At 67.1% G+C, this 24,808-nt stretch carries 26 protein-coding genes and 2 tRNA genes; 7 read left to right on the top strand and 21 right to left on the bottom strand.

What is annotated here, in order from left to right; genetic code table 11:
* Window positions 1-597: a 3-isopropylmalate dehydratase small subunit gene (gene leuD, locus ACK4SC_RS02855; RefSeq protein ID WP_409614622.1), complete on the bottom strand. Its 597-nt coding sequence runs from the start codon at window positions 595-597 to the stop codon at window positions 1-3.
* Window positions 597-2,081, bottom strand: a complete 1,485-nt coding sequence (leuC, locus tag ACK4SC_RS02860; RefSeq protein WP_409614624.1) for a 3-isopropylmalate dehydratase large subunit — start codon at window positions 2,079-2,081, stop codon at window positions 597-599. The genes leuD and leuC overlap by 1 nt, the downstream gene beginning before the upstream one ends.
* A 141-nt stretch (window positions 2,082-2,222) precedes the next feature.
* Between leuC and ACK4SC_RS02865 the strand changes: the two genes are divergently transcribed.
* Together ACK4SC_RS02865 and ACK4SC_RS02870 are read left to right on the top strand one after the other, a co-directional pair.
* Window positions 2,223-2,564 (top strand): DUF2200 domain-containing protein, encoded by a 342-nt coding sequence (locus ACK4SC_RS02865; RefSeq protein WP_409614626.1) that lies wholly within the window; start codon window positions 2,223-2,225, stop codon window positions 2,562-2,564.
* Window positions 2,561-3,253, top strand: coding sequence for a hypothetical protein (locus tag ACK4SC_RS02870; protein ID WP_409614628.1), 693 nt, complete (start codon window positions 2,561-2,563; stop codon window positions 3,251-3,253). The genes ACK4SC_RS02865 and ACK4SC_RS02870 overlap by 4 nt, the downstream gene beginning before the upstream one ends.
* A gap of 40 nt (window positions 3,254-3,293) precedes the next feature.
* Here ACK4SC_RS02870 and ACK4SC_RS02875 read toward each other — a convergent pair.
* The 5 genes from ACK4SC_RS02875 to ACK4SC_RS02895 form a co-directional block, all read right to left on the bottom strand.
* Window positions 3,294-3,366 (bottom strand) — tRNA-Glu (locus ACK4SC_RS02875).
* A gap of 100 nt (window positions 3,367-3,466) precedes the next feature.
* Window positions 3,467-4,375 carry a diacylglycerol/lipid kinase family protein gene (locus ACK4SC_RS02880; RefSeq protein ID WP_409614630.1) on the bottom strand — a complete coding sequence of 303 codons (909 nt, stop codon included), beginning with the start codon at window positions 4,373-4,375 and terminating at the stop codon, window positions 3,467-3,469.
* Between the two features lie 4 nt (window positions 4,376-4,379).
* Window positions 4,380-4,661, bottom strand: a complete 282-nt coding sequence (locus ACK4SC_RS02885; RefSeq protein ID WP_130281523.1) for a metal-sensitive transcriptional regulator — start codon at window positions 4,659-4,661, stop codon at window positions 4,380-4,382.
* A 55-nt stretch (window positions 4,662-4,716) separates the two neighbouring features.
* Window positions 4,717-5,361, bottom strand: a complete 645-nt coding sequence (locus ACK4SC_RS02890; protein WP_409614631.1) for a L,D-transpeptidase — start codon at window positions 5,359-5,361, stop codon at window positions 4,717-4,719.
* Between the two features lie 246 nt (window positions 5,362-5,607).
* The gene (locus tag ACK4SC_RS02895; protein WP_409614633.1) at window positions 5,608-6,603 is read right to left on the bottom strand and encodes a hypothetical protein; all 996 of its coding nucleotides are present in this window, start codon (window positions 6,601-6,603) and stop codon (window positions 5,608-5,610) included.
* 218 nt (window positions 6,604-6,821) lie between these two features.
* Here ACK4SC_RS02895 and ACK4SC_RS02900 point away from each other — a divergent pair, with 218 nt between their 5' ends.
* From ACK4SC_RS02900 to ACK4SC_RS02910, 3 genes are read left to right on the top strand one after another with little or no spacing between them, the layout of a single operon-like run.
* Window positions 6,822-7,469 carry an MBL fold metallo-hydrolase gene (locus ACK4SC_RS02900; protein ID WP_409614635.1) on the top strand — a complete coding sequence of 216 codons (648 nt, stop codon included), beginning with the start codon at window positions 6,822-6,824 and terminating at the stop codon, window positions 7,467-7,469.
* Entirely contained in the window at window positions 7,466-7,747 is a 282-nt protein-coding gene (locus ACK4SC_RS02905; protein WP_409614637.1) for a hypothetical protein, read from the top strand. The genes ACK4SC_RS02900 and ACK4SC_RS02905 overlap by 4 nt, the downstream gene beginning before the upstream one ends.
* Before the next feature lie 25 nt (window positions 7,748-7,772).
* Window positions 7,773-8,606, top strand: coding sequence for an NADPH-dependent oxidoreductase (locus ACK4SC_RS02910; protein ID WP_409614638.1), 834 nt, complete (start codon window positions 7,773-7,775; stop codon window positions 8,604-8,606).
* On the opposite strand, the gene ACK4SC_RS02915 is transcribed toward ACK4SC_RS02910, so the two are convergent.
* The 6 genes from ACK4SC_RS02915 to ACK4SC_RS02940 all read right to left on the bottom strand — a co-directional run bounded on the left by ACK4SC_RS02915 (window position 8,500) and on the right by ACK4SC_RS02940 (window position 12,704).
* Entirely contained in the window at window positions 8,500-9,582 is a 1,083-nt protein-coding gene (locus ACK4SC_RS02915; protein WP_409614640.1) for a hypothetical protein, read from the bottom strand. The genes ACK4SC_RS02910 and ACK4SC_RS02915 overlap by 107 nt on opposite strands.
* Window positions 9,576-10,301, bottom strand: coding sequence for a MerR family transcriptional regulator (locus tag ACK4SC_RS02920; protein WP_409614642.1), 726 nt, complete (start codon window positions 10,299-10,301; stop codon window positions 9,576-9,578). Before ACK4SC_RS02920 ends, ACK4SC_RS02915 begins: the two co-directional genes overlap by 7 nt.
* A 70-nt stretch (window positions 10,302-10,371) precedes the next feature.
* Window positions 10,372-10,875 (bottom strand): ASCH domain-containing protein, encoded by a 504-nt coding sequence (locus ACK4SC_RS02925; protein WP_409614644.1) that lies wholly within the window; start codon window positions 10,873-10,875, stop codon window positions 10,372-10,374.
* Entirely contained in the window at window positions 10,872-11,819 is a 948-nt protein-coding gene (locus ACK4SC_RS02930) for a Ppx/GppA phosphatase family protein (RefSeq protein WP_409614646.1), read from the bottom strand. The genes ACK4SC_RS02925 and ACK4SC_RS02930 overlap by 4 nt, the downstream gene beginning before the upstream one ends.
* A gap of 68 nt (window positions 11,820-11,887) precedes the next feature.
* Window positions 11,888-11,959: transfer RNA gene (locus ACK4SC_RS02935), tRNA-Gln, on the bottom strand.
* Between the two features lie 58 nt (window positions 11,960-12,017).
* Window positions 12,018-12,704, bottom strand: coding sequence for a hypothetical protein (locus ACK4SC_RS02940; RefSeq protein ID WP_409614647.1), 687 nt, complete (start codon window positions 12,702-12,704; stop codon window positions 12,018-12,020).
* 72 nt (window positions 12,705-12,776) lie between these two features.
* On the opposite strand from ACK4SC_RS02940, the gene ACK4SC_RS02945 reads away from it, so the two are divergent.
* The gene (locus tag ACK4SC_RS02945; RefSeq protein ID WP_409614649.1) at window positions 12,777-13,706 is read left to right on the top strand and encodes a hypothetical protein; all 930 of its coding nucleotides are present in this window, start codon (window positions 12,777-12,779) and stop codon (window positions 13,704-13,706) included.
* A gap of 9 nt (window positions 13,707-13,715) precedes the next feature.
* On the opposite strand, the gene gltX is transcribed toward ACK4SC_RS02945, so the two are convergent.
* From gltX to ACK4SC_RS02975, 6 genes are read right to left on the bottom strand one after another with little or no spacing between them, the layout of a single operon-like run.
* Window positions 13,716-15,215, bottom strand: coding sequence for a glutamate--tRNA ligase (gene gltX, locus ACK4SC_RS02950; RefSeq protein WP_409614651.1), 1,500 nt, complete (start codon window positions 15,213-15,215; stop codon window positions 13,716-13,718).
* Window positions 15,212-16,510, bottom strand: a complete 1,299-nt coding sequence (locus ACK4SC_RS02955) for an MFS transporter (protein WP_409614653.1) — start codon at window positions 16,508-16,510, stop codon at window positions 15,212-15,214. Before ACK4SC_RS02955 ends, gltX begins: the two co-directional genes overlap by 4 nt.
* Before the next feature lie 48 nt (window positions 16,511-16,558).
* On the bottom strand, window positions 16,559-17,347 hold the full coding sequence (locus ACK4SC_RS02960; protein ID WP_409614655.1) for a fumarylacetoacetate hydrolase family protein: 789 nt from the start codon (window positions 17,345-17,347) through the stop codon (window positions 16,559-16,561).
* A 49-nt stretch (window positions 17,348-17,396) separates the two neighbouring features.
* Window positions 17,397-17,906 carry a hypothetical protein gene (locus ACK4SC_RS02965; RefSeq protein WP_409614657.1) on the bottom strand — a complete coding sequence of 170 codons (510 nt, stop codon included), beginning with the start codon at window positions 17,904-17,906 and terminating at the stop codon, window positions 17,397-17,399.
* 34 nt (window positions 17,907-17,940) lie between these two features.
* Window positions 17,941-19,848 (bottom strand): translational GTPase TypA, encoded by a 1,908-nt coding sequence (gene typA / locus ACK4SC_RS02970; RefSeq protein WP_409614659.1) that lies wholly within the window; start codon window positions 19,846-19,848, stop codon window positions 17,941-17,943.
* Between the two features lie 5 nt (window positions 19,849-19,853).
* A complete protein-coding gene (locus ACK4SC_RS02975; RefSeq protein ID WP_409614661.1) occupies window positions 19,854-21,533 on the bottom strand; it encodes a dipeptide ABC transporter ATP-binding protein in 1,680 nt (559 codons plus the stop codon).
* Between the two features lie 53 nt (window positions 21,534-21,586).
* Here ACK4SC_RS02975 and ACK4SC_RS02980 point away from each other — a divergent pair, with 53 nt between their 5' ends.
* A complete protein-coding gene (locus ACK4SC_RS02980; protein WP_409614663.1) occupies window positions 21,587-22,186 on the top strand; it encodes a PH domain-containing protein in 600 nt (199 codons plus the stop codon).
* Window positions 22,187-22,194: 8 nt separating this feature from the next.
* Here the strand turns inward: ACK4SC_RS02980 and ACK4SC_RS02985 are convergent, their stop codons facing one another.
* Together ACK4SC_RS02985 and ACK4SC_RS02990 are read right to left on the bottom strand one after the other, a co-directional pair.
* A complete protein-coding gene (locus ACK4SC_RS02985; RefSeq protein ID WP_409614665.1) occupies window positions 22,195-23,277 on the bottom strand; it encodes an ABC transporter permease in 1,083 nt (360 codons plus the stop codon).
* Window positions 23,278-23,279: 2 nt separating this feature from the next.
* Window positions 23,280-24,803 (bottom strand): ABC transporter permease, encoded by a 1,524-nt coding sequence (locus ACK4SC_RS02990; protein WP_409614667.1) that lies wholly within the window; start codon window positions 24,801-24,803, stop codon window positions 23,280-23,282.
* Between the last annotated feature and the right edge of the window lie 5 nt (window positions 24,804-24,808).

Genomic DNA, 24,808 nt, shown 5'->3' on the forward strand with positions numbered 1-24,808 from the left:
TCACCGGGCGGGCAGGGTGGTAGGGCGCCATGCTTCGCGGCGCGCTTCGAAGTCGGTGATCGCCTGCTCGTTACGGAGGGTGAGCCCGATGTCGTCGAGCCCCTCCAGCAGTCGCCACCGGGTGTAGTCGTCAATCTCGAACTCGACGGTGATATTCCCCACGGTGACGGTGCGCGCGACCAAGTCGACGGTCGCCTCCATGCCGGGCGCGGCTTCCAGCTCGGTCCACAGCCGCTCGACCGTCGCCTCATCGACGACGCCCGTCAGTAGCCCCTGCTTTCCGGCGTTGCCGCGGAAAATGTCGGCGAACTTCGGGCTGATCACCGCACGGAAACCGAAGTCGCGCAACGCCCACACGGCGTGCTCGCGACTGGAACCGGTTCCGAAGTCGGGACCGGCGATCAGAATGCGCGCCCCCTGGTACGCGGGCTGGTTGAGGATGAACTCCGGGTCCTGCCGCCACGACGAAAACAGTCCGTCGTCGTAGCCCGTCTTGGTCACGCGCTTCAGGTACACGGCAGGGATGATCTGGTCGGTGTCGACGTTCGAGCGGCGGAACGGCACGGCGATGCCGGTGACCTGGGTGATCTTTTCCATTACGCGCTCACTCCCTCGATGCCGGTGTAGGCGGGGTCGACGTCGATGCCCATCGCGATGAGATCGGCGGGGCTCGACAGGGTGCCGCGAATCGCCGTTGCGGCGGCGACGAGCGGCGACACGAGGTGCGTACGCCCGCCCTTGCCCTGACGGCCTTCGAAGTTGCGATTGCTCGTCGACGCGCAGCGTTCACCGGGAGCGAGTTGGTCGGGGTTCATACCGAGGCACATCGAGCAGCCCGCGAAGCGCCACTCGGCGCCGAACTCCTCGATGATGTGGTGCAGGCCCTCGGCCTCGGCCTCGAGGCGCACTCGTGCCGACCCCGGGACGACCATGACGCGCACACCGTCAGCCTTCTTCTGGCCTTTGATGATCGACGCGAAAGCGCGCAGGTCATCGAGGCGACTGTTCGTGCACGAGCCCATGAACACGGCGTCAACCGCGATGTCCTTCATCGGGGTTCCGGCTTCGAGGTCCATGTACTCGAGTGCCCGCTCAGCCGCCGCACGCTCGTTCGGGTCGATGATCGTGGACGGATCGGGAACGCTCTGACTGAGCGACACACCCTGACCGGGGTTGGTTCCCCAGGTGACGAACGGCTCGAGCTCGTTCGCGTCGAGAAACACCTCGGCGTCGAACACGGCATCGTCATCGGTCTTCAGGGTCTCCCAGTGGGCGATCGCTGCATCCCAGTCGGCGCCGGTCGGGGCGTGCGGGCGACCCTTCAGGTAGTCGTATGTGGTCTGGTCGGGAGCGACCATTCCGGCGCGCGCGCCCGCCTCGATCGACATGTTGCAAATCGTCATGCGGCCATCCATCGACAGCGAACGGATCGCGCTGCCGCGGTATTCGAGCACGTAGCCCTGGCCGCCACCGGTGCCGATCTTGGCGATCACGGCCAGAATGATGTCTTTCGCGGTCACCCCGGGCTTCAGCTCGCCCTCGACCGTGATCGCCATCGTCTTGAACGGCTTCAGCGGCAACGTCTGCGTGGCGAGCACATGCTCGACCTCGCTCGTGCCGATGCCCATCGCCAGCGCGCCGAAGGCTCCGTGGGTCGAGGTGTGGGAGTCACCACAGACGACCGTGATGCCCGGCATCGTCAGGCCCAACTGCGGGCCAACAACGTGCACGATTCCCTGCTCAACATCGCCGAGCGAGTGCAGGCGAATCCCAAACTCGGCAGCGTTCTTGCGCAGCGTCTCGATCTGCGTGCGGCTCGTCGGCTCGGCGATGGGCTTGTCGATGTCGAGCGTCGGGGTGTTGTGGTCTTCCGTCGCGATCGTGAGGTCGGGGCGCCGCACAGGGCGGCCCGCCATCCGCAGTCCGTCAAACGCCTGCGGGCTGGTGACCTCGTGCACGAGGTGCAAATCGATGTACAGCAGATCGGGCTCGCCGTTCTCGCCCTTGGCGACGAGGTGCGATTCCCAGACCTTCTCAGCGAGGGTCTTGGGCCGGTGCGAGCCTGCGGTGTCAACGGTCATGACGCGTTAGTGTCCTTCTTCGAGTCTGTTTTCCGGCCGACGACGAACTCCGCGACGAGAGTGGCCTGGATGATCAGGACTCGCCGCGGCGACGAAGGAGGAGTCGACCGTGAAGCATCCGCCCAGACTACCATCGGGGCCATGAGCCGCCTGTCGGAAATGAGCCTCGCCCGGGTATACCCGCTGTACGTGCAGAAGCTTGAGCGCAAAGGCCGAACGCAGGCCGAACTCGACGACGTGATCGAGTGGCTGACCGGGTTCGACCGCGAGCAACTTCGCCATCACCTCGCACACGAGAGCAGTTTCGAGCAGTTCTTCGACGCCGCGACGCTGAACCCCAACGCCTCGGCGATCACGGGGGTCATCTGCGGCATCCGCGTCGAAGAGATCACCGATCCGATCGATCAACAGGTGCGCTACCTCGACAAGCTGGTTGACGAGTTGGCCCGAGGCAAGGCCCTAGAGAAGGTGAAGCGGTCATGAGCCCCGAGCGAAAAGCATGGCTCGTCACGGGCATCATCGCCCTGTTACTCGGCCTCGGCACCCTCGCTGTTTGGCTCGGAATGTCAATGGCAAGCTCGCCCTCCGACGCCGGGCCGTCACCGGATCCGACCGCCACCGCTCCGGTCGACACGAGCCCCCGACCCGTGCCGTCAAACACCGCCTCGGCCGACCCGACCACGCCGCCAGAACCCGGCCGCGCCGCTGTGCCCGCTGACTGCGCGAGCCTCTACAGCGCCGCCATGACCGCGGAGTTGCAGAGCTACGGCGTCGTCCTCAACCCGGCATGGACCGCGACGGATCCGGACGCGGGCCTGCGGTTCGCCGACGACCTGCTCGAAACGTGGGCCGTCGAGTGGGATAGCCGACAGTGCATCTGGACGACGGAGGGCGGCGGCAGCGGAATCGGGCTCGAAACGCACGTCGTGCCGCTCATTGCGGAGGAGGAGGCGCTCGTCACTGAACGCCTCATCGGCCTCGGCTACTCGGCTGTCGACGAGCTCGGCAGCACCCGCTACTTCTGGAGCGTCACCGACGAAGATTTCGGCGGCGCGTACGGCGAGTCCCACATCGTGGTCGGCGGTTATTGGTTCGCCACAGCCTGGCTCGACCTGGGCGTCAGCGGCTACACCGCCGACATGGTGCGCAACCTCGTCGGCGTGCCCGACTAAACGACAAAACCCCCGGCGTCAGCCGGGGGTTTTGCGGTTGTGACCCCAGCGGGATTCGAACCCGCGTTACCGCCGTGAGAGGGCGGCGTACTAGGCCGCTATACGATGGGGCCGCATTGCAACCCGTCGAGTATGCCACAGCGCCGGGGCGCCGACCAAACCGGGCGGGCGCTGGTGGGCGAGACGAGCATCCCGGCCCGCGAACGCGCCGATTCAGGGCGTTGGCGCGAGGACGCGAAGAGAACGAGCATCAACCGTCGCGGTAATCGGAAGCGGCGCGACGCGCTCGCCATCGGCGTAGGCAACGACCCCTCGCGCGGCGATCGAGACACGCGACGCACGCTCGACGATCACGCGCGGGTCGCCCACGTGTGTGCCCGCAAACACCCGCGGGTAAATGCGCAGGAAGGCGAGGCGCGACAGCGGCTTGACGAGCACCACATCGAAGAGCCCATCGTCAAGCCGCGCATCGGGGGCGACCTTCATACCGCCGCCGAACGACAGATTGTTGGCCACGGCCACGAGGAGGGCCTTCTCGACCCGCTTCTCGCCGTCCAGCTCGAGCGTGTACTCGATCGGGCGCAGCTTGGCGAGTTCGACGAGGAGCGCGACCGTGTAGCGGCTGCGCCCGCGCGGAAACCGCATGCGGTTGGCGCGCTCGTTGACCAGTGCGTCGAATCCGGCGGACAGGATGCATGCGAAGCGTGTCTCGCCGCCGGCGTGCGCGATCGTGCCCGCGTCGATGACGCGAGGCGGCAGCAGCAGGTGGGTGGCGAGCAACTCGATGGCCGCTTCGGTGTCGTCGACGGGGATTCCGAGACCACGGCAGACGTCGTTGCCGGTGCCGCTCGGCACGATTCCCAGCGGAATGCGGCTGCCGGCGAGCGCCATGACGCCGAGCGCGACCATGCCGTCTCCGCCAACGACGACGAGCGCGTCAGGCTTGTCGGCGAGTTCTCGGCGGGTCGCCTCGAGCAGTTGCGGGAAGTCGAGTTCGGTGAGACTCGTCACCTCGTGACCGAGCGCACGCAGGGTAGTGACGACCGCGGGACCTACCTCGCGTCCGCGGCCGAACGAGGCGTTCGGGTTGATCGCGACGACGACGCGCTTGCGCGCAGCCATGGTGTCAGCTGCCCCGGTTGTTCTGCAGCTCGTATACGGCCAGCAGCTCGGCGACGGCCTTCTCGCGCTCGTCTCCCCCAGCATCGAACATGTCGGTCACATGCGTGCGCAGGTGGTTTTCGACGAGCAGCTTGTTGAGGCTCGACAGGCTCTTCTGAATAGCCAGCGACTGGGTGATGATGTCGACGCAGTACTCGTCGGCATCGATCATCTTCTCGAGCCCACGCATCTGCCCCTGAAGGATCTTCGCGCGGTGCAGGGCCCGCTTCTTGATGTCGTCGATCATGCTCGAGACTCTATACCCCCTGGGGGTAGACCGAGAGCAATGGCCCGAACGCGGATCACGGTCGCATCTCCACGCGTGTGCCCAGCTCGATGTGGGGAGCGAATAGCTCGATGTCGTCGTTCGTGAATCGAATGCAGCCGTTGGACACCTCCTGACCGATCAGCTCAGGAGCGTTCGTGCCATGCAAGGCGATGGCGGGCCGACCCCCGTCGAACTCCGAGAGCACCTCCGAGTGCTGATTGGTGCCAAAGAGCCACGAACCGTACAGCCCGGAAGGGTCAGAATTGCGCTGCACATGGTCAACCATTGCCGAGAGGGCAGGGGTGGGGGTCTCAGCGGCCCCCACCGCAACGGGGGCTTCTGCAACAAGGGAGTCGTCGACATACAGCTGCGCCCAGCGGTCAGAAAGGTCGATTCTGATGACACTGTTGACCGAGATCGGGCGCACTGCCCCCAGCTCGACCCATCCGGTTGTGCCGTTCGGCTGAACGGGCACAACGACCTCCACCCAGTCTCCCTCGCGGTTCCCCGTCGCTTCCAGCGTCAGTACCCCGTCAAACGGTCCTGGATTGCCGAGCAGCCACCGCGGTTGGCCGTCCGGCGCGTCATGCACGTATAGCTCGGCCTCAAGGGCCTGGACCGAACGCAGTCGCTCGATTGATGAGGGCGCCGCGGAGGCCACCGGCTTCTTGCTTTCCATAGAGGCCGCCACCTCGCGGACCGGCGGTGGCGAACCCATGGCGATCGCGAAAACCGCGCCGCCCAGCGCGACGGCGACCCCACCCGCCACAACGAGAACGGCAACTCGAGCTGACAAGCGAGTCCGGGCAGGAGGGTGATGCATCTGTCGTACTACTCCTTGATGAAGACGAGACGGGGGCGACCCTGCATGGCAGGGGCGCCCCCGTGATCACCTCGCGTGGAAGGTAATCAATAGAGAGGATGCTTAGCCGGTGTAGCCCGGTCGGATGATCGTCTCGATGTCAGAGCGAGTGTCATCGACGTCGTCGACGTCGTCATCGTCGTCTCCGCCGTCACCTCCACCGTCGCCGCCGTCGCCGTCGCCGTCGCCCTGCACGCTCCAGTTCAGAACAGCATCGAGATCGAAGTCGCCTGCCGTCAGCGCGGCACTCGGAGCAAGGTACCGTTCCTCTGCGCCGGCAATGGCCACCTCCAAGGCGTCCTCGAACGAGATGTCAGCGTTTGCGCTTTCCCAGTCGCGAATCTCCACGAACCACAGGAGGTGCACCGTGGCGCCCGCGGGAACGGTGATCGGGTACCGAGCGCTGATGTCGTCTTGGCCGGCCTCCCATTCGACAACCGCGGGGTATTCCGGCCCCGCCACTGCGTGGGTGATCACCGGGTCACCCGCATCGTTGTCATGCGTAACGAAGAGTCCATCGTGCGAACCGGGAACGATCTGGGTGCGCCCGTCTGAGCCGAGGTTTCCGATGTAGTCAACGACGACCTCAACGTCGTCATCGCCCGGGTTGGTGAAGGTTGCAACGCTGCGCGCAATCGGCGTTTCACTGAAGAAGGTCCACGTGCTCGACACGTCGAGCCCGGAAAGCTGTGCGACATACCCCTCGAGGTGGATGTCACCGTTTTCGTCTTCGCTCAGCAGAGCCGCATCCGCATCTTCTTCGGGATGCATCGAAATGTACGGATCCCCGTCCACCAAGAATCCACCGAAGTCATCGAACGCGTCGCCGGTGCCGCCGTCGAACTCTGCTTCGTCAAGGCCAAAGCCATCGGAACCGTTGTTCTCAACGGTCCACTCCCAGGACTGGGGCGGGGTGCCAGAGTTGTCAAAGGTGACGTAGTGAGTCAGTGGCGTTGACACTCCGTGCCCACTGGCGAGGGAGCTTCCAGCCGCGACCAGGACAACGGCCAAACCGAGAGCGCTCGCAGGAGCGAGCGTCGACGTAGAGAGGATCTTCATGCGTAAGTCCTAATTCCTTGGGTAGGGATGGGTACGGGTACGGGTACGGGTACGGGTACGGGTACGGGTACGGGTACGGGTACGGGAAGTCTCTTGCCCCGAGCGACCGCGACTCAAAAGCCAGCGTGGCGTCGCATTCGAAAAGCGAACAGAATTCGCTGTCTTATTCTCAGGGACGTCCACCAACTGTCCGCAGGCCGGGGCCTAGGGTGGCGACTATGAAGGTGACCAAACGCGAGCACGCCTGCCTCGTCATCGAGCACGCCGGTGCGTCGCTCGTCATCGACCCCGGGTCGTTTACCGCCCCGTTCGCGGTCGACGCCCTGGCGGCGATCGTCATCACGCACGAGCACGCCGACCACGTGACTCCCGAGCACCTCGAGCGGCTACTTGCGGGGCGACCCGAGACGCCGCTGTTCGCACCTCGGGGAGTCGCCGACGCGCATCCCGGATTCTCGTGGCACGTCGTCGACGGAGGCGACGTCGTCGATGCAGCCCCCTTCGAGCTCGCGTTCTTCGGCGGGCGCCACGCCCTGATTCACCGCTCGATTCCGCTGGTCGACAACGTCGGCGTGATGGTGAACGAGACGCTGTACTATCCGGGCGACTCGTTCACGGTGCCTGACCGCCCCGTCGACACGCTGGCGGTACCGTCAAGCGCTCCGTGGCTGAAGATCGGCGAGGTCATGGATTACCTCGACTCGGTGCGACCGCGGCGCTCGTTCCCCACCCACGAGCGCGTCAACTCGGAGGCGGGGCAGGCGATGGCGAACGCGCGCATCCGCCACGTGACGGAGCTGCACGGCGGGGTATTCACCGCGCTCGAGCCCGGCGACACGATCGACCTCGACGGGGGTGCGGCGTGAGCGACAACGGCGCCGACGTCGAGTCGCCTCGCGAGCGCGCGGTGCGCCGCATCGCCTGGGCGGTCACGACCATCGGCGTCGTGATCGCCATCATCGGCGCCGCCCAGCCGATCTCGTTCGGCTGGTTCGGATGGGCGCCCGCCGGTCAAGAGATCGTTCTCACGCCCACCGTGATTCTTCTCCACCCGGTCGCCGCCGCTGGCGTCGTGCTGGCGGTCGCAGGCGGCCTCGCGAGCGCCTACCTGCAGGGTCGGCTGAGAGGGCGCCGACGGCGCTGACAGGTCGCCGCGGCAGACTGGCTCCATGGCAGTCGATGACAGCGAACAGCTGACGGACGCGGCGCTGCGCGCGCGCTACGGCGAGCAGGATGCCCGCTGGCGCGGCCCGTGGAACGACACGATCGCGACGATGCTTGCCCACCGATCGGTGCGCCGATTTGCCGCGGGTGACGTCGACGACGACACGCTGTCGATGCTGATCGCCGCGGCCCAATCGGCCTCGACGTCGTCGAACCTGCAGTCGTGGAGCGTTGTCGCCGTGCGCGACCCGGCCCGCAAGCGGCAGCTGCGGGCACTGGCAGCCGATCAGGCCTTCATCGAGGCAGCGCCGGTCGTGCTCGTCTGGCTTGCCGACTTCTCGCGCGCGCAGCGCATCGCCGACGACGAGGGCGCGCCGCTCGCGGCGGCCGAGCTCGTCGAGAGCACGATCGTCGGGGTGGTGGATGCTGCCCTCGCCGCCCAGAACGCGCTGATCGCCGCCGAATCGCTCGGTCTCGGCGGCGTGTACATCGGCGCGATGCGGAATCGGCCGGACGAGGTCGCCGAGCTGCTCGAGCTGCCGCCTCGCACCTTCGCGGTGTTCGGGCTCGCGCTGGGGCACCCCGACCCCGCCGATCGGGCGGACGTCAAGCCGCGCCTGCCGCAGGCGGCGGTGCTGCACCACGAGCGCTATGACGGCAGCCGGGTGGCCGAGCACCTCGACGTCCAGGAGCGCACGCTCGACGCCTACAACGCGACCCAGGGTCGCCGCGTCAGCTGGCGTCAGACGGTGCTTCGGCGGCTACGCGACTTCGCGAACCTTTCGGGTCGCGAGCACCTGCGTGCGGCGCTTCGCCGTCGAGGCCTGCCGTCCGAGTAGCAAGGGAGCGCGCCGCCGCGGTGAGCACCGCGATCGCCGCGGCGACCGCGAGGCCGGCGGTGGCGATCCCCAGCGACAGGGTGAGGGCATCCGGGCTGACGATCGACTGGCCGCGCAGCGCCTGCTGCGTGACGATCGCGACGACGGCGAGGAGGGCCGCGCTGCCGACGATGACCAGGCGGCGGCGCGTCTCCGCGTCGCGCAGCACCGGTACGCGGCGAGCGGCGAGTTCGAGCGCCAAGGCGAGCAGCAGGATCGCCTGCAGGGCGTGCATGCCGACGAAATGCGGAATGCGCAGGTCGCCCGCCTCGGTGCTCCACCCGAGCAGCGGCAGACCCGGTCCGCCGTCGGCGACGCCAACGGTGTGGGCGCCCGCGACGCCCTGGAAGTCGCTCAGCTGCTCGGCGGTCGGCCCGGTCATGAGGAAGCCGAGCCCCATGCCGATGAGCGAAATCACGACGGCGGCGCGGATGGCGGCGCGTCGCGCGGGGTCGCCGCCGGGGTTGCGCCAGAGCGCGATTCCCGCGACGAAGGTGGCGACCCACAGCGTCGTGATGGCTGCGGCCATGATCGACCACGCCGTCGTCGCGAGTGGGGTGTCGACCATGAAGTGGCTGCGCATCCCCGCGGCGGCGAAGCCGACGATGATGACGAGCTCGATCGCGAGGGTCACCGTGATGACGGTGCCGGCCCACCACGCGACGCGGCGCCAGCGGGTGAAGTGGCCGATGATCCACGCCCAGGTGAGGGCGTACAGCGCACCCGAGATCGCGAACTTGAGCGGCTTCTCCCACAGCGGCCGTCCGAGGAGTTCGCGCGGGTCGACGAGGTAGCCGACGAGCGCGACGACGCTGAGTGCGGTGAGCGCGACGGCGAGCACGGCGAGTGGTCGGTGCCACTCGTGGCGGGGCAGGTCGAGTCGCCAGGCTGGCGTGCTCTCGACGCGGTCGGTGGATGCTCGGGGCTCGGTCAGCATGGCGGGTCCTGTTCGCGGGTGGCCGCGTGTTGTGCAGCCGAGGTCTCGGGGGCGGGGAAGCGGCGGAACGACTCCGCCTCCTGGGCGATGCGCCGGAGCCCGGCGATCAGGGCGTCGCCCAGGACGGTGCCGACGATGACGACGTCGGTCATGGTGGTGGTGTCTCCGTGGGTCTCCTCGCCCGCACGCTCGACGGCGGCGAGGTCGGCGGAGGCGATGCGGTCGGCCGCGTCGGCATAGTCAGCGAGCACACCGTGCAAGCGCCGCTGGCCGAGATTCGCGTAAGTGTCGAGTACGCGCGCCGCCATCGCGAGCCCGGGGTTGGCGGCGTGTACGTTCCAGCCGCGCGTAGCGCACAGCTCGGCGACCAGCCGCTCTCCTTCGGTTCGGGCCGGGACGGGGCCGAACGGGTCAACGGGGTCGCCGTCGCGCACCTCGTCGGGAAGTGCGCGCTCGCTCACCGCGCGCTGAGCGATGCCGAAGACCGAGCTCAGGCCGAGCCCATCGCGCTGCATCGCCGCAACGACCTCTGCGGCGCGAGCAATCGGCAACCCGCCGACCTCGATGAGGGCGCGCACGAGGCGCACGCGATCGACGTGGCTGCGGTCGTATCGCGCCTGGTTGGGGCTCGTCCGCTCGCCCGCATGCAGGAGACCCTCGCGCAGGTAGTACTTGAGGGTCGGCACGGCCACGCCCGTCGCGTCACTCAACTCACCCATCCGCATAATGGAGAGTGTAACTATCGATAGTGCAACTGTCTATAGCGGAGTCAGCCGGCGGCTGGCGGCGTCACCTATCGCGGTACTCCGGTGGCCACACCACGGCGAAGCGCTCGAGGACGATCTGCTGATCGGGTGACCAGGTGTCGCCGCGCGCGGCCGCCGTGCGCTCCCAGTACCGGCGATGGGCGTCGCGCCAGGAGGCCAGCGTGCGGTCGTCCTCTCCCTCGTCGAAGGCGAACCGTTCATCCACCTCGTCGAAGGTCGCCAGCCGAAGCTCCCGTGAGCGCACCACGACTCGTGGGGCGCCCGTGCCGTCACAGGCGATCCAGTGCGAACCGATGCGGGGCGGCTGCTCTCCCCAGACGGCGAACTCCACCAGGAGCGCGGCGGTCGCCCGCTTGGTGCCCTCCAGCACGAGACCGAGCAGTTCGTTCGCCATCGCGGGCGAGTCACCGAAGTACTCGAGCGTCCACTCGTCGGTCGCAGCCGTCTCATCGGGATGCGCTTCGACGTATGTCCGCCACATCACCTCAGCCGCGGCGCGGTCGGGCTCGGGCAGGTGTGAGCTCACGCGGCACCGCCCGAGGTGCCGTCGAGGCCGTCGATGTAGCGCAGCACGAGCCCCTCGCGCAGCGCCCAGGGCGACACCGTCAGCGTCGATACATCGAACACCTTCATCGCGGTGCGCAACAGAATCGCACCGGCGAGGATCTGGTAGCTGCGTTCGGGGGTGATGCCGGGCAGGTACTGGCGCACATCCGACGGCATCTCGCGCATCGTCGGCTCCCACTCCTTGAGGCCCGCGTAGTGAATCGGGGCGGGCGCCCCCGTCACCGGGTCCGCCGGACCGCCTACCAGTCGCCCGATGGAGCGAATGGTCTTGGATGTTCCCACCACGCGGGTGGGTGCCGGCCGGTCGGCGAAGATCGTGTCGCGCGCCTCCGTGAAGGCGGCCCGGGCGTGCGCCCGCAGGCGCGACACCGCCTCACGTGGCGGCGGGTCGTCGCGCAGAAAGTTGATGGTGGCGCGGCCCGCGCCGAGCGGCAGCGACACCTGCGCGTCGGGATACTCGTCGGCTCCCTGCGCGATCTCGAACGAGCCGCCGCCGATGTCAAACAGCAAGATCTCGCCGGCCGACCAGCCGAACCAGCGGCGCACGGCGAGCATCGTGATGCGGGCCTCGTCGTCGCCGGTGAGCACGCGCAACTCAACGCCCGTCTCCCGCGTGATTCGGGCGAGCACCTCCTCGCCGTTCGCGGCCTCGCGGATCGCGGAGGTCGCGGTCGCCATGACGTCGTCGACGCCGATCTCGGCGACCGTGCGTGCCGCTCCCCCGATTGCCTCGACGAGCATCCTTTGGCCCTCGTCGGTGATCGCGCCGTCGTCGTCGATGAAGCGCATGAGCCGTAGCACCGAGCGCTCCGAGTGGTGCGGCACCGGGCTCGCGCCAGGGTGGGCGTCGACGACGAGCAGGTGAACGGTGTTGGATCCGACGTCGATCACTCCGAGGCGCATGCCTCGAGCGTACGCGGAGCGGGGCCGCACAAGACAAAACCCCCGGTCAGCGCGGGGGTTTTGAGAAGCTGGGGTACCTGGACTCGAACCAAGAACAACTGAACCAGAATCAGCCGTGTTGCCAATTACACCATACCCCACCAGCCACGCCAGAGACGGGGCCAGAGGGCTCGCCCGGAGGCGAACCGAGTAGCGAGTTTACCCTACCGCTGGCGTCACGATGAACGTCGCGTAACACGTGCCCGTGCCTCCGCAGCCGATCTCGGCGCTGATCGGCACGCCGAGCGCCGTACCCGGCTCGGTCACGATGACGACGTCGGTTCCTGTCTCCTGCGCCTCGAGAACAAGGTCGAGTAGGTCTTGCTGGGTGGGCGCGGCGTAGCCGTATCGTGAACCGCGCTCCTCGACGAAACCCTGCACATCGCGATACAACCCGATCCACGGGTCAAACGAGGCAGGCTGCACCTCAATTCGACTCAGGGCTCCCCCCTCGGTCACGAGTGTGAACCGATCGGTGCTGAAACGAACGCCCTGCGCCTCCTCGCCGGGCACGAGCAGGGCGAGCCGGTAAAAGAGATTCTGCGGGTGCGGGCCGATCGTGAGCGAACCATCATCGGGCAAGCCGAGGGCTGCAGCCCTGACCGGTGGGTCGGCGAGGTTGATGCGCGGGGCACGCTCGCGCTCAATGAACTCGAGCCCCTCCTCAGTGAACAGGGAGTAATTGCGGTCATCAACCTGACCGGGCTCAGGCGGGGGCGGCCCCTCAGCAAACGGCGGCACGTAGACCAGCGCCATCACGATCGCCCCGAGAATTGCGAACGACAGCACGACAGCGGGCACCCAGGCGAGCCACGGCCAGCGGCGATGCGGTTTCAGGTCGGACACTCGCTCAACTCTGCCAGACACGGCTCAGAACCAGCGCCACGCCTCCCCACCTTGCGGCAGTACGGTGGAACCGTGAGCACCGCCCCCGCCCGTCCGCGACGTCGCACGCTGGTCTGGCTCATTCCGACGGCGCTCATCACCGGCATCGCGATCGTCGCCTTCGCCCGCTGGCTGCGACTCGACCCTACTGTCGCGCACTTCATCGCGACCTACCCCGGCACCTACGCTCCCCCGCCCGGCACTCCCGAGGGCTACCCCGGCTGGCTCAGCTGGACCCACTTCCTGAACGGCTTCTTCCTGCTGTTCATCGTGAGCTCGGGCCTGCACATTCGCTCGAAGACGCGACCGATCGCGTTCTGGACGCGCCGCGTGCGCGAGGGTGACGCGGTGCGCCCGACGCGGCTGAGCATCCACACCTGGTGGCACCTGGTCGTTGTCGTCGGCTGGCTCGCGGTCGGTCTCGTCTACGTCGTCATGCTCGCGGTCAGTGGGCACTGGATGCGTCTGATTCCCACCGACTGGGCTGTCGTGCCGAACGCACTGTCCGGTGCGCTCCAGTACGCGTCGCTTGAGCCACCGCGCTACGACAGCTGGGTGGCGTACAACGCGCTGCAGCAGCTCGCCTACGCCGCGACAGTGCTCCTTGCGGCCCCACTCGCGCTCGCGACCGGGCTGCGACTGTCGCCCGTCTGGCCGGAAAAATGGATGCGCGCCCACGGCCCGCTGTCAGACACCTGGGCCCGCCAGGCTCACCGCTTCGTGCTGTGGTTCTACATCGCCTTCACGATCGTGCACACCGGACTCGTGCTCGGCACGGGCGCCACGCGAAACCTCAACACGATGTACGCCGGCATCAACGACGATGCGTCCCCCCTCGGCTGGATACTCTTCGCCGCGTCTGTGGCCGTCATGGCGGCGGCGTGGGTGCTGCTGCGGCCGCCAGCACAGGTCGCCATCGCGGAACGCACGGGAGACGTGCGCCGGATGCCCGCCCCTCGCTAAGGCAGGAACCTACAGCGAGGCCCGCAGCGCCCGCAGTCGAGTGAGTGTCGACTCTTTGCCGAGCAGCTCCATGGACTCGAACAACGGAGGGCTCACCCGGCGTCCCGACACGGCGACGCGCAGCGGCCCGAAGGCGAGGCGCGGCTTGAGCCCGAGCCCGTCGATGAGGGCGGCGCGCAGCGCGGCCTCGATCGGCTCGGGGGTGAAGTCGTCGAGCGACTCGAGCGCGGTGATTCCGGCGTCGAGAACGGCCGCAGCATCCGCACCGAGCGAGGCACGAGCATCCGCTTCGATCTCGAGGTCGGCGTCGTCGGTGAAGAGGAAGGCGACGAGCCCTGGCACCTCACCGAGCAGCGTCACGCGCTCCTGCACGAGCGGTGCGATGCGGGTCAGCAGCGCGCGCTCGCTCGGCCGCGGCACGTCGTTGAACAGGCCGGCTCCGCTGCAATACGGGATGCTGCGCTCGACGAAGTCGTCGATCTCCAGCTTCCGCACGTGGTCGCCGTTGATCGCCTCCGCCTTCTTCACGTCGAAGCGGGCGGGGTTGGGATTCACGTTCGCAACGTCAAAGGCCGCGACCATCTCGTCCATCGTGAAGACGTCGCGGTCGTGGGTGAGCGACCAGCCGAGCAGCGACAGGTAGTTGAGCAGGCCCTCGCGGATGAAGCCGCGGTCGCGGTGGTGGAACAGGTTCGACTCGGGGTCGCGCTTCGACAGCTTCTTGTTGCCCTCGCCCGTGACATAGGGCAGGTGGCCGAAGCGCGGGATCGCGGTGGCGACCCCGATGTCGATGAGCGCGTGGTACAGCGCGATCTGGCGCGGGGTCGACGACAGGAGGTCTTCGCCGCGCAGCACGTGCGTGATGCCCATGAGCGCGTCGTCGACGGGGTTCACGAAGGTGTAGAGCGGGGCGCCGTTCGGGCGCACGACCACGAAGTCGACGAAGCTGCCGGCGGGGAAGGTGATCTCGCCGCGCACCAGGTCCTCGAAGCTCAGGTCGGAGTCGGGAACGCGCAGGCGCAGGGCGGGCTCACGCCCCTCGGCGCGGTAGGCGGCCTTCTGCTCGTCCGTGAGCTCGCGCTCCCAGTTGTCGTAGCCCTGCTTGGGGTCGCGGCCGAGCTCGATGTTCTTCTGCTCGATCTCTTCGCCCGTCAGGAAGCTCTCGTAGAGGTGCCCCGCCTCGAGCAGCTGGTCGATGATGCCGCGATAGATGTCGCCGCGCTGCGACTGACGGTACGGGCCGTGCGGCCCACCGGTCTCAACGCCCTCGTCCCAGTCGAGGCCGAGCCAGCGCAGCGCGTCGAGCACCTGGTGGTAGCTCTCTTCGCTGTCGCGCGCCGCGTCGGTGTCTTCGATGCGGAAGACGAACGTGCCGCCCGTGTGGCGGGCGTACGCCCAGTTGAACAGCGCGGTGCGGATCAGCCCGACGTGGGGCGTGCCGGTCGGCGAGGGGCAGAAGCGGACGCGCACGTCGGCGCCGGAAGCGGTGGTGAAGGCGGGGGTGGTCATCGGGAGTCAAGCGTACCGGCGGGCGGCCGCGCCCCGGCGCGCGGGGTGAGCATGAGCAGCACCGCCACGACCGCCACGAGGCCGAGCACCGCGAACGAGAGTCCTGAGTAGCCGATGGCGGTCAGCACGAGACCGGATGCGGCTCCGGCGGCCGCCCCGCTCGCGCTCATGACGAGGTCGCTACGGCCCTGCAAGATCGTGCGGCGGGCGGGTGGCGCCGACTCGGTGAGCAGCGCGGAACCGGCGACGGTCGCGGCGCTCCAGCCGAGACCGAGCAGAATCAGGCCAACGACGACCCACGCCTCACTCTCACTGCCGAGGGCCGTCGAGAGCAGGCTCGCGACCAGCAGCACCTGCCCGATGAGGATCGTCGCCCACCGGCCGATTCGGTCGCTCAGAATGCCGAACACGGGCGCGAGCGCATACATGCCGGCGATGTGCAGGCTGATCGTGAAACCGACGATGACGAGGCTCGCGCCATGGTCGACGAGGTGTACGGGCGTCATCGCCATGACGGCCACCATCGTCGCGTGGCTCAGCGCGATCGCCACGAAGGCGAGACGCACCCCTCCCGCGTCGCCGGTCGCGATCGTCGGCGACGCGGTCGATCCGGATGCGCGCGCCGCTTCATCGGCGCGCTGCACCTCCCAGCGCGCGGCGACCCGCAGGGGGTCGGGCCGCAAGAGCAGCACGTAGAGCACCGCCGCGCTCAGCTGCGCGACGGCGGTGAACACGAACGCTCCAGACAGCGCGGGAAGCCCCAGCCAGGAACCGAGGGTCTCCCCCGGCCCGATGAGATTCGGCCCGCTCACCGCGCCGATCGTCGTGGCCCACACGACGAGTGACAGGTCGCGCCCGCGGGTGGCGTCGGCTGCCAGGTCAGCCGCGGCGAACCGCGACTGCAGGTTGACGGCGGTGCCGACACCGATGGCGGCGAGCGCGACCAGCAACAGCCAAAACGCGCCGATCCCCGCGGAGACGATGGCGAGCATCCCGCCGGTGGCCGCGACCGCTGCACCCGTTGCGAGCGCCGGAGCGCGTCCCGCCCGGGCCGCGAGGCGGGCGAGCGGAACGGCGGCGAGCGCGGCGCCGAGGGTCGCCATCGTGGCGGCCATACCGCTGAGCGCCGGCGTACCCGACACTTCGGCAGCCAGCAGCGCCCCGAGTGAGAGCGTCGACCCCATGCCGAGCCCGGCAAGCACCTGCCCGGCCATGAGGGTGCCGCGCACACGGCGTTGGAGGAGCGCGATGCCGGCAGCCGTCAGCACGGAGTCGGCGGCGGCGTGCGCGGTCATGCGCCGCAGTCTACGCCGATTTTTATACCCGGTGGGGTATCTGCCCGACTAGGCGTCGACGCGGTCGTCGCGGTTCTTCGCCGGGTTCGACAGCGTGCCGAGCCCGTCGATCTGGATCTCGACCGTCTGGCCGTCGACGAATCCGCCCAGTCCGTCGGGCGTGCCCGTGAGAATCACGTCGCCGGGTAGCAGGGTCCACACGTCGGAGATGAACTCGATGAGCTCGGGGATTCCGAAGACGAGGTCTGCGGTGTTTCCTTTGCGGCGCAACTCGCCGTCGACAAACGTCTCGATCTCGAGGTTCGTCGGGTCGATATCGGTTTCGATGAACGGGCCAAGCGGGCAAAACGTGTCGTAGCCCTTCGCCCGCGCCCACTGGCCATCAGCAAACATCACGTCACGAGCGGACACGTCGTTGGCGATGGTGTACCCAAACACGACGCTCTGCCAGTCGTCACGCTTCACACGCTTGGCGACCGAACCGATGACGATCGCGAGTTCACCCTCGTGCACGATGCGACCCTCGACGGGCGGCAGGATGATCGGGTCGCCGGGGCCCACCACCGCCGTGTTCGGCTTCAAGAAGATAAGGGGGTTCTTGAGGCCGTCGTGGCCCATCTCTTTGGCGTGGGCGGCATAGTTCATGCCGACACAGATCACCTTCGATCGCGGGATCACCGGAGCGAGGATGCGCGCGTCCTTCAGCGGAACACGCTCACCCGTCGTGTCATACCCGTGGAACATCGGGTCGCCGGTCAGAACGACCAACTCGTCGTCGTCAACGATTCCGTACCGGGGGTCGGCCACCTCGGCCGTAGCGAAACGCGCGATCTTCACGGCGAGAGCCTACCGCTCGCTCCCGGATGCTCGATGCACACGCATGGAATCATCGTGACGAGCGAGGGGTCACCACGTACGTCGCGGTGACCTGCCCTTGCCCATCGGTCGATACGGACACGTCGACTCGATAGGCGCTCGACGTGAACGCGCCGTACCCGCTCGTCGCGTCGCTCGACACTCCGCTGGACGTGAATCCGGCGCCCTCCAGGGCGCCACGCGCCTCGCTGAAGGCGCCAGCATCCTGGAGGCGCGTGCGCACAACCCAGCCGGAACCGTCGGGCCCCGCGCCGCCACCGAGCACCTCGCCAACAAGCGGGATCTCCGCGGGGAAGCTCGAGGGGAGCGAGCCGTCGGTGGTCACCTCAACACCACCCAGCACGTCTCCGACGAGGCCCTGGATCTGCTCGTCGAGTCCTGTTGTGATCTGCTCGACACCCTGGTTGACGAGACCCTCGACGATGTTGTCGATGGGCGTTCCGGTGCTGCAGGCGCTCGCGCTGAGCGCGATCGTCGTCGCCAGCGCGGCGACAACGACGGGACGACGACGCTGTGTCATCGTGTGTGCTCCTTCGGGCAAATGGGGCGAGGAATCAGGCGTTCTGGCGCTTGAGGCGGCTGGTCGCCCGAGCGCGTTCCGTCTGGTCGAGAACCACCTTGCGGATGCGCACCACCTCGGGGGTCACCTCAACGCACTCATCCTCGCGCGCGAACTCTAGACATTCCTCGAGAGTCAGCTGGCGCGGCGGTGTGAGACGCTCAAGCTCTTCCGCCGTCGACGAGCGGATGTTGTTGAGCTTCTTCTCCTTCGTGATGTTGACGTCCATGTCTTCACCGCGCGAGTTCTCGCCCACGACCATGCCTTCGTAGACCTCTTCCGTGGGCTTGACGAAGAACGTCATGCGCTCCTGCAGCGCCATCATCGCGTTGGTCGTCGCAACCCCCGCCCGGTCGGCCACGATCGAACCGTTGATGCGGGTCGTGATCGAACCCGCCCACGGCTCGTACCCGTGAGCGATCGCGTTGGCGATGCCCGTTCCGCGAGTCGTGGTGAGGAACTCGGTGCGGAAGCCGATCAGACCGCGGCTCGGCACGAGGAACTCCATGCGCACCCACCCGGTTCCGTGGTTCGTCATGCCCTCCATGCGGCCCCGGCGGGCGGCGAGCAGCTGGGTGATGGCTCCGAGATACTCTTCGGGCGCGTCGATCGTCAGCGCCTCAAACGGTTCGTGCAGAGCGCCGTCAATGGTCTTCGTGACCACCTGGGGCTTACCGACGGTGAGTTCGAAGCCCTCGCGGCGCATGTTCTCGACGAGGATCGCGAGAGCAAGCTCACCGCGGCCCTGCACCTCCCACGCGTCGGGGCGGCCGATGTCGACAACGCGGATCGAGACGTTACCGATCAGCTCGCGATCGAGGCGATCTTTCACCATGCGCGCGGTGAGCTTGTGGCCCTTGACCTTGCCGACGAGCGGGCTCGTGTTCGTGCCAATCGTCATCGAGATGGCCGGCTCGTCGACCGTGATGGCCGGAAGTGAGCGAATGTCTTCGGGGTCGGCGATGGTCTCACCGATGGTGATGTCTTCAATGCCCGCGATGGCCACGATGTCGCCGGCGGTTGCCGATTCAGCGGGGAAGCGCTCGAGCGCCTTCGTCTTCAGTAACTCAGTGATGCGCATGTTCTGGTGGCTGCCGTCGTGGCGCACCCACGCAACCTGCTGGCCCTTCTTCAGCGTGCCGTTGAAGATGCGCAGCAGCGCGATACGACCGAGGAACGGCGAGGCATCGAGGTTGGTCACGTGCGCCTGGAGGGGATGCTCGTCGTCGTACGTCGGCGCGGGGATGTGCTGAAGGATCGCCTCGAACAGCGGCTCGAGGTCATCGTTGTCGGGCAGCTGGCCGTCGGCGGGACGCGTGCGGCTCGCCGCGCCGGCACGGCCCGACGCGTAGATGACCGGGAGATCGAGAATGGCGTCGACGTCGAGGTCGGGCACCTCGTCCTGCAGGTCACCGGCGAGACCCAGCAACAAGTCGTGCGTTTCTTCCTCGACGGCCTCGATGCGTGCATCCGGCCGGTCGGTCTTGTTGACCAGCAGGATGACCGGAAGCTTCGCCGCGAGAGCCTTGCGCAACACAAAGCGCGTCTGGGGCAGTGGGCCCTCACTGGCATCGACGAGCAAGACGACGCCGTCGACCATGCTCAGGCCGCGCTCGACCTCGCCACCGAAGTCGGCGTGGCCGGGCGTGTCGATCACGTTGATCGTGATTTCCTGCCCGCCCGAGTGCTTGCCGGTGTAGGTCACGGCCGTGTTCTTGGCGAGGATCGTAATGCCCTTTTCGCGCTCGAGGTCGTTCGAGTCCATCGCGCGGTCTTCGACGTGCGCGTGCGCGGCGAACGAATCGGTTTGGCGAAGCATGGCGTCGACCAGAGTGGTCTTGCCGTGGTCGACGTGGGCAACAATCGCCACGTTACGCAGGTCGGAGCGGGTGGCGAGCGCCATAAAAGTTAGTCCTTGGGGGCTTGGCGGCTCTCACGACGCTCGCGCTGCGCTACCGGGTCGGGAAGCGGCACGGCGGCGATGAGGCGCTGAGTGTATGGGTCTTGCGGGTTGCGCAGAATCTGGTCGCGCGGGCCCTGCTCGACCAGCTTACCCCGGTGCATGACCGCGATGCGGTGCGCGAGCATGTCAACGACCGCGAGGTCGTGGCTGATGAACAGGCAGGCGAACTGCAGCTTCTGCTGCAGATCTTGCAGCAGGTCAAGGAATCGGGCCTGCACCGAGACGTCGAGCGCGCTCGTTGGCTCGTCGGCGATGAGCAGGTCGGGGGCGAGTGCGAGGGCGCGTGCGATGCCGACACGCTGACGTTGACCGCCCGATAGCTCGTGGGGATAGCGGTTGCGGTAGCTCTTCGGCAGTTCGACCGACGTCAGCAACTCTTCGACGCGCTTCGACAGCGCCTCACCCTTCGCCTCGCCCGCGAGGAACAGGGGCTCACCGATCGACTCACCGATCGGCATGCGCGGGTTCAGGCTTGAGCCCGGGTCCTGGAAGACGATGCCGGCCTTGCGGCGCAGCGGGCGGAGATCTTTGGCGTTCGCCTTCGAGATGTCGATGCCCGCCGAGATGAGGGTGCCCTCCTTGATGGGAAGGAGGCCCACCGCGGCCCGTCCGAGCGTGGTCTTGCCCGAACCGGACTCGCCGACGAGTCCGACGATCTCGCCGGGGTAGACGTCGAGGTTGATGCCATCGGCGGCGCGGAAGGCGGGGACGCGGCCACGCTTCGGGTACTCAATCGCCACATCCTTGAAGGAGAGGATCGGGTCTTGCCCGGTGCGCTCGGCGACCGCGGAGCCCTCGTCAGTGGAGTGCTGGCCGAGGTGCGGCACTGAGCTCAGCAGCGACTGGGTGTACGGGTGTTGCGGCTTGGTGAAGATGTCGAGCGCGGTGCCCTGCTCGACGACGCGCCCATCTTTCATGACCATCATCGAGTCGGCGAGGTCGGCGACGACGCCCATGTCGTGCGTGATCAGAAGGATCGCCGAGTCGAGGCGAGTCCGCAGACTGCGCAACAGCTCAAGGATTTCAGCCTGCACGGTCACGTCGAGTGCGGTGGTCGGCTCGTCCGCGATGAGCAGCACCGGGTCGCACGAGATCGCCTGGGCGATCATGGCACGCTGGCGCTGACCCCCCGAGAGCTGGTGCGGGTACTTGTTGAAGGCGATCGCCGGCTCGGGCATCTCGACCTTTGTCAGCAGCTCGATCGCACGCTCTTTGGCCTCGGCAGGCGTCATGCTGAAGTGCGTGCGGAGCGTTTCGACCAGCTGGAAGCCGACGGTGTACACGGGGTTCAGGGCCGTCATCGGCTCCTGGAAGATCACGGCAATCTGGTTTCCGCGCACCCGACGCAGCTCGCGCTGGTCGAGGCCGGCGATCTGGCGACCCAGCAGCTCGATCGAGCCGGTGACGCGGGCGGTGGGCGGCAGCAGGCCGAGCAGCGCCATCGAGCTCGAGCTCTTTCCGGAGCCAGACTCGCCAACGATGGCGAGAACTTCACCGCGCTTGACGCGGTAGTTCAGGTCGATGGCTGCCGGGTAGTACTCGCCGTCGACCCAGAAGTCGACGCCAAGGCCCTGCACGTCGAGAACCGTCTCGACGGCCGTCGGGGTGGAAGTGGTGGTGCTCACGATGCGTCCTTTGTGGGGAGGGTGGTGGGGCTGTCATCTGAAAAGCTGGTGGCATGCGGTTGCAGCCTGTGCGTTTTCGCCCCGTGTTCGGTCGAGTCTTGAGTGTGGTGGTCGCGCTCATCGCGGCCAGTGCCCTGTCGGGCTACCTGTTTGCCGGAGACCTGGAGGGTCTCGCGCGCTACGGCTGGTGGTACGTTCTCGGCGCCGCGGCCGTCATTGCCATGTACTGGTCGCCCAGCGTTCTGGTGACCGAGGACGAGGTGACGGTGCAGAACCCGCTCGCGACCTGGCACGTGCCGTGGGGCGCCATTCAGCGCATCGACACGAAGTTCGCCCTGACGCTCTTCACCGAGCGCGCCCGCATCGAGGCGTGGGCCGCCCCGGCGTCGGGTCGCTACACGGTGTTCCGTCTCGGACCTGACGACACCAAGGTCAGCGAATCGGCGAAGGTCGCCGGGGCGATTCGCCCCGGCGACAGCCTCGCGAGCGAGAGCGGCCAGGCCGCCGACTACATTCGTCGCCACTGGGAACTCTTGCGCGACGACAACCTGCTGGATGCCGACACGCGCCCCGTGACGCGCGACTGGCACGTCGCCACCCTGCTGGCGCTCGCGGGTCTCACGCTCGCCGGCATCCTGGGCGCCGCGCTCTAGAGCCTGCATCAGCGTGCCTGGGCGGCGGCGCGAGCCGCTTCGGCCTTCTTCAGCGCGCGCTCACTGGGCAGGCGCTTCTGGCGCGGGTCGAAGGCGTCGCGCAGGCCGTCACCGATGAAGTTGATCGTCAGGGCGATGGCGATGATGAACACACCCGGCCACCAGAACAGCCACGGCCGCGTGTTGAACGCCGCCTGATTGTCACTGATGATCTTGCCAAGCGAGGTGTCGGGCGACGTCACACCGAAGCCGAGGAAGCTGAGGCCCGTCTCGAGCAGGATCGCCGCGGCCATGAGAAGCGTCGTGTTGACGATGATGACGCCGATCGCGTTCGGCAGGATGTGCTTGAACACGATTCGGCTGTCACTCGCGCCGGCGACGCGGGCCGCATCAACGAATTCGCGCTCGCGCAAGCTCAACACCTCGGCTCGTACGAGACGAGCGAGTCCCGTCCAGACGAAGAAGCCGAGCACCAGGGCGAGGAAGAACGCGCCCTGGCCGCCGATCGCGCGACCCACGACGGCACCGACGACGAGCACGGGGATCGTGATGATGATGTCGGTGAAGCGCATCAGCACCGAGTCGACCCAGCCGCGGTAGTACGCCGACACGGCCCCGATGACGGTGCCGATCAGGGTCGCAAGCAGACCGACGATCACCATGATCGTGATCGACTGCTGCGTTCCGCGCATGACGACCGCGAAGATGTCGCGCCCGACCGTGTCTTGGCCGAAGGGGTGGTCACCGAGTCGGATACCGTCGCCGCCGAGGAATTCGGGGATGAGGCTCAACGTCGGACGTCCGCGGTTCTGTGAGACGGGGATCTCGGTCCACGTCCACTGCCACCATCCGGCTGTCTTGACGGTGAGCTCGAAGATTTGGAAGTCAATACCCACGCTTGAGAACGCAAGCACGACGATGAAGACCAGCACGGCCAGCGAGACCATCGCGCCCTTGTGCCGGAAGAACCGGCGGCGGACGATCTGAGACTGGCTGAGGCCCTCGACCTCCTTCATCTCGATCGCGTTCTCAGCAGATTCAACCTTGCCGGGGTCGTTGTGGCCGGGCTCGTTAATGGGCGTAGTAGTCATGATTACGACACTCGGATTCGCGGGTCGAGGATGGCGTAGACGATGTCGGCGATCATGTTGAACAAGATCGCTAGACCGCCCACGACGACGAAGAAGGCCATGACGGGGTTCGGATCAACCCGGTTGAGGCCGTTGACGAACAACTGGCCCATACCCGTCCAGCCGAACACGGTCTCGGTAATGACCGCACCGCCGACAAGTCCGCCGATGTCGAAGGCGACGATCGTGGCGATCGGAATGAGCGCATTGCGGAATCCGTGGCGAACCACGACTGTTCGCTCGGCGAGGCCCTTGGCCCGTGCCGTGCGGATGTAGTCCTGGTTCATCACCTCGAGCATGCTCGCGCGCGAGTAGCGCGTGTAGGTGGCAAACGAGATGAGCACGAGCGCGATCGTCGGGAGGAGCAGGTGCGTGTAGATGTCGACACCCTGCACCCACAGCGAGCCCTGGAGATTCGGAGTCGACGAACCGATCGTGGCGATGGGGCGCCCGCGGATGCGGCCGGAGTTGGCGTAAGCGGGCCACACCTGCATGAAGCGGTCAAGTGCGATGACGAACGCCGTGATGAAGCCGGTGAAGCCGGTAACGCGCATCACCGAGCCGCGATCGTGCCCTCCGAGGAAGTAGCCGACTGCGACGCTCACCGCGACCGCTGCGAGTGCCAGGCCCAGCAGCATCCACCACTCCGTGATGAAGAACGAGATGTACGTCATGAACGGGAAGTAGAAGGCAACACCGATTGCGGCCGTCACGAGCGCGGCGATGAGCGCGCGGCGGTTGCCCAAGCCAGTGATAATCGCGGTCATGGCGAATGCCGCGCCGACGCCGGTGAGGATCACCCCAACGATGCCGATCTGAGGAACGCTGAACCAGTCGACGGCGTTCATGTAGAACAGCGTGATCGTCGCCGCGGAGCCGGCAACCACCGCGGTGAGTGCTTTCCGCCGGAACTTGCCCGGAATGATCGACGACCACAGGATCGCCGACACCACGGCTATGCCGATGATCACGTTGGTCGGGACGACCGGATTTCGCTCGAGGAAATCGTTGAACCCGATGGCCACGAACTGCTTGAGCAGGACCGCGACCCAGAAGATCGGCAGCGAGAAGAACAGGAACGCGATGAAGGTGACCGCGTAGTCGTAGCCGGAGTACTGGCGAAGGGCCGTCGTGATGCCGACGATCAGGCCCAGGATGATCGCGACGATCGTCGCGATCGTGACGAGCTGGATGGTCGAGCCGATGGCCTGGGCAAGCATCGCGTTGACGTCTCGGCCTTCGACGCTGACGCCGAAGTCACCGCGAATAATGCCGCCGAACCATATGAAGTAGCGAAGAGGCGGAATCACGTCCAGATTCAGCTGGCGAACTCGGGCCTCAATGAGTTGCTCCCGGTTGGGAGCTTGGCTGGCGCGAAACTCTTCAAGCGGGTCACCAGAAAAGGCAACCAGGTTGTACATGAGAAACGTTGCGGCCAGCAAGACAAAGACCGACGCAATCAGGCGTCGGATGACGAACGTGAGCATAGGGG

Origin of the sequence: Microcella sp., assembly GCF_046293215.1 — a bacterium.
Lineage (GTDB): Bacteria > Actinomycetota > Actinomycetes > Actinomycetales > Microbacteriaceae > Microcella.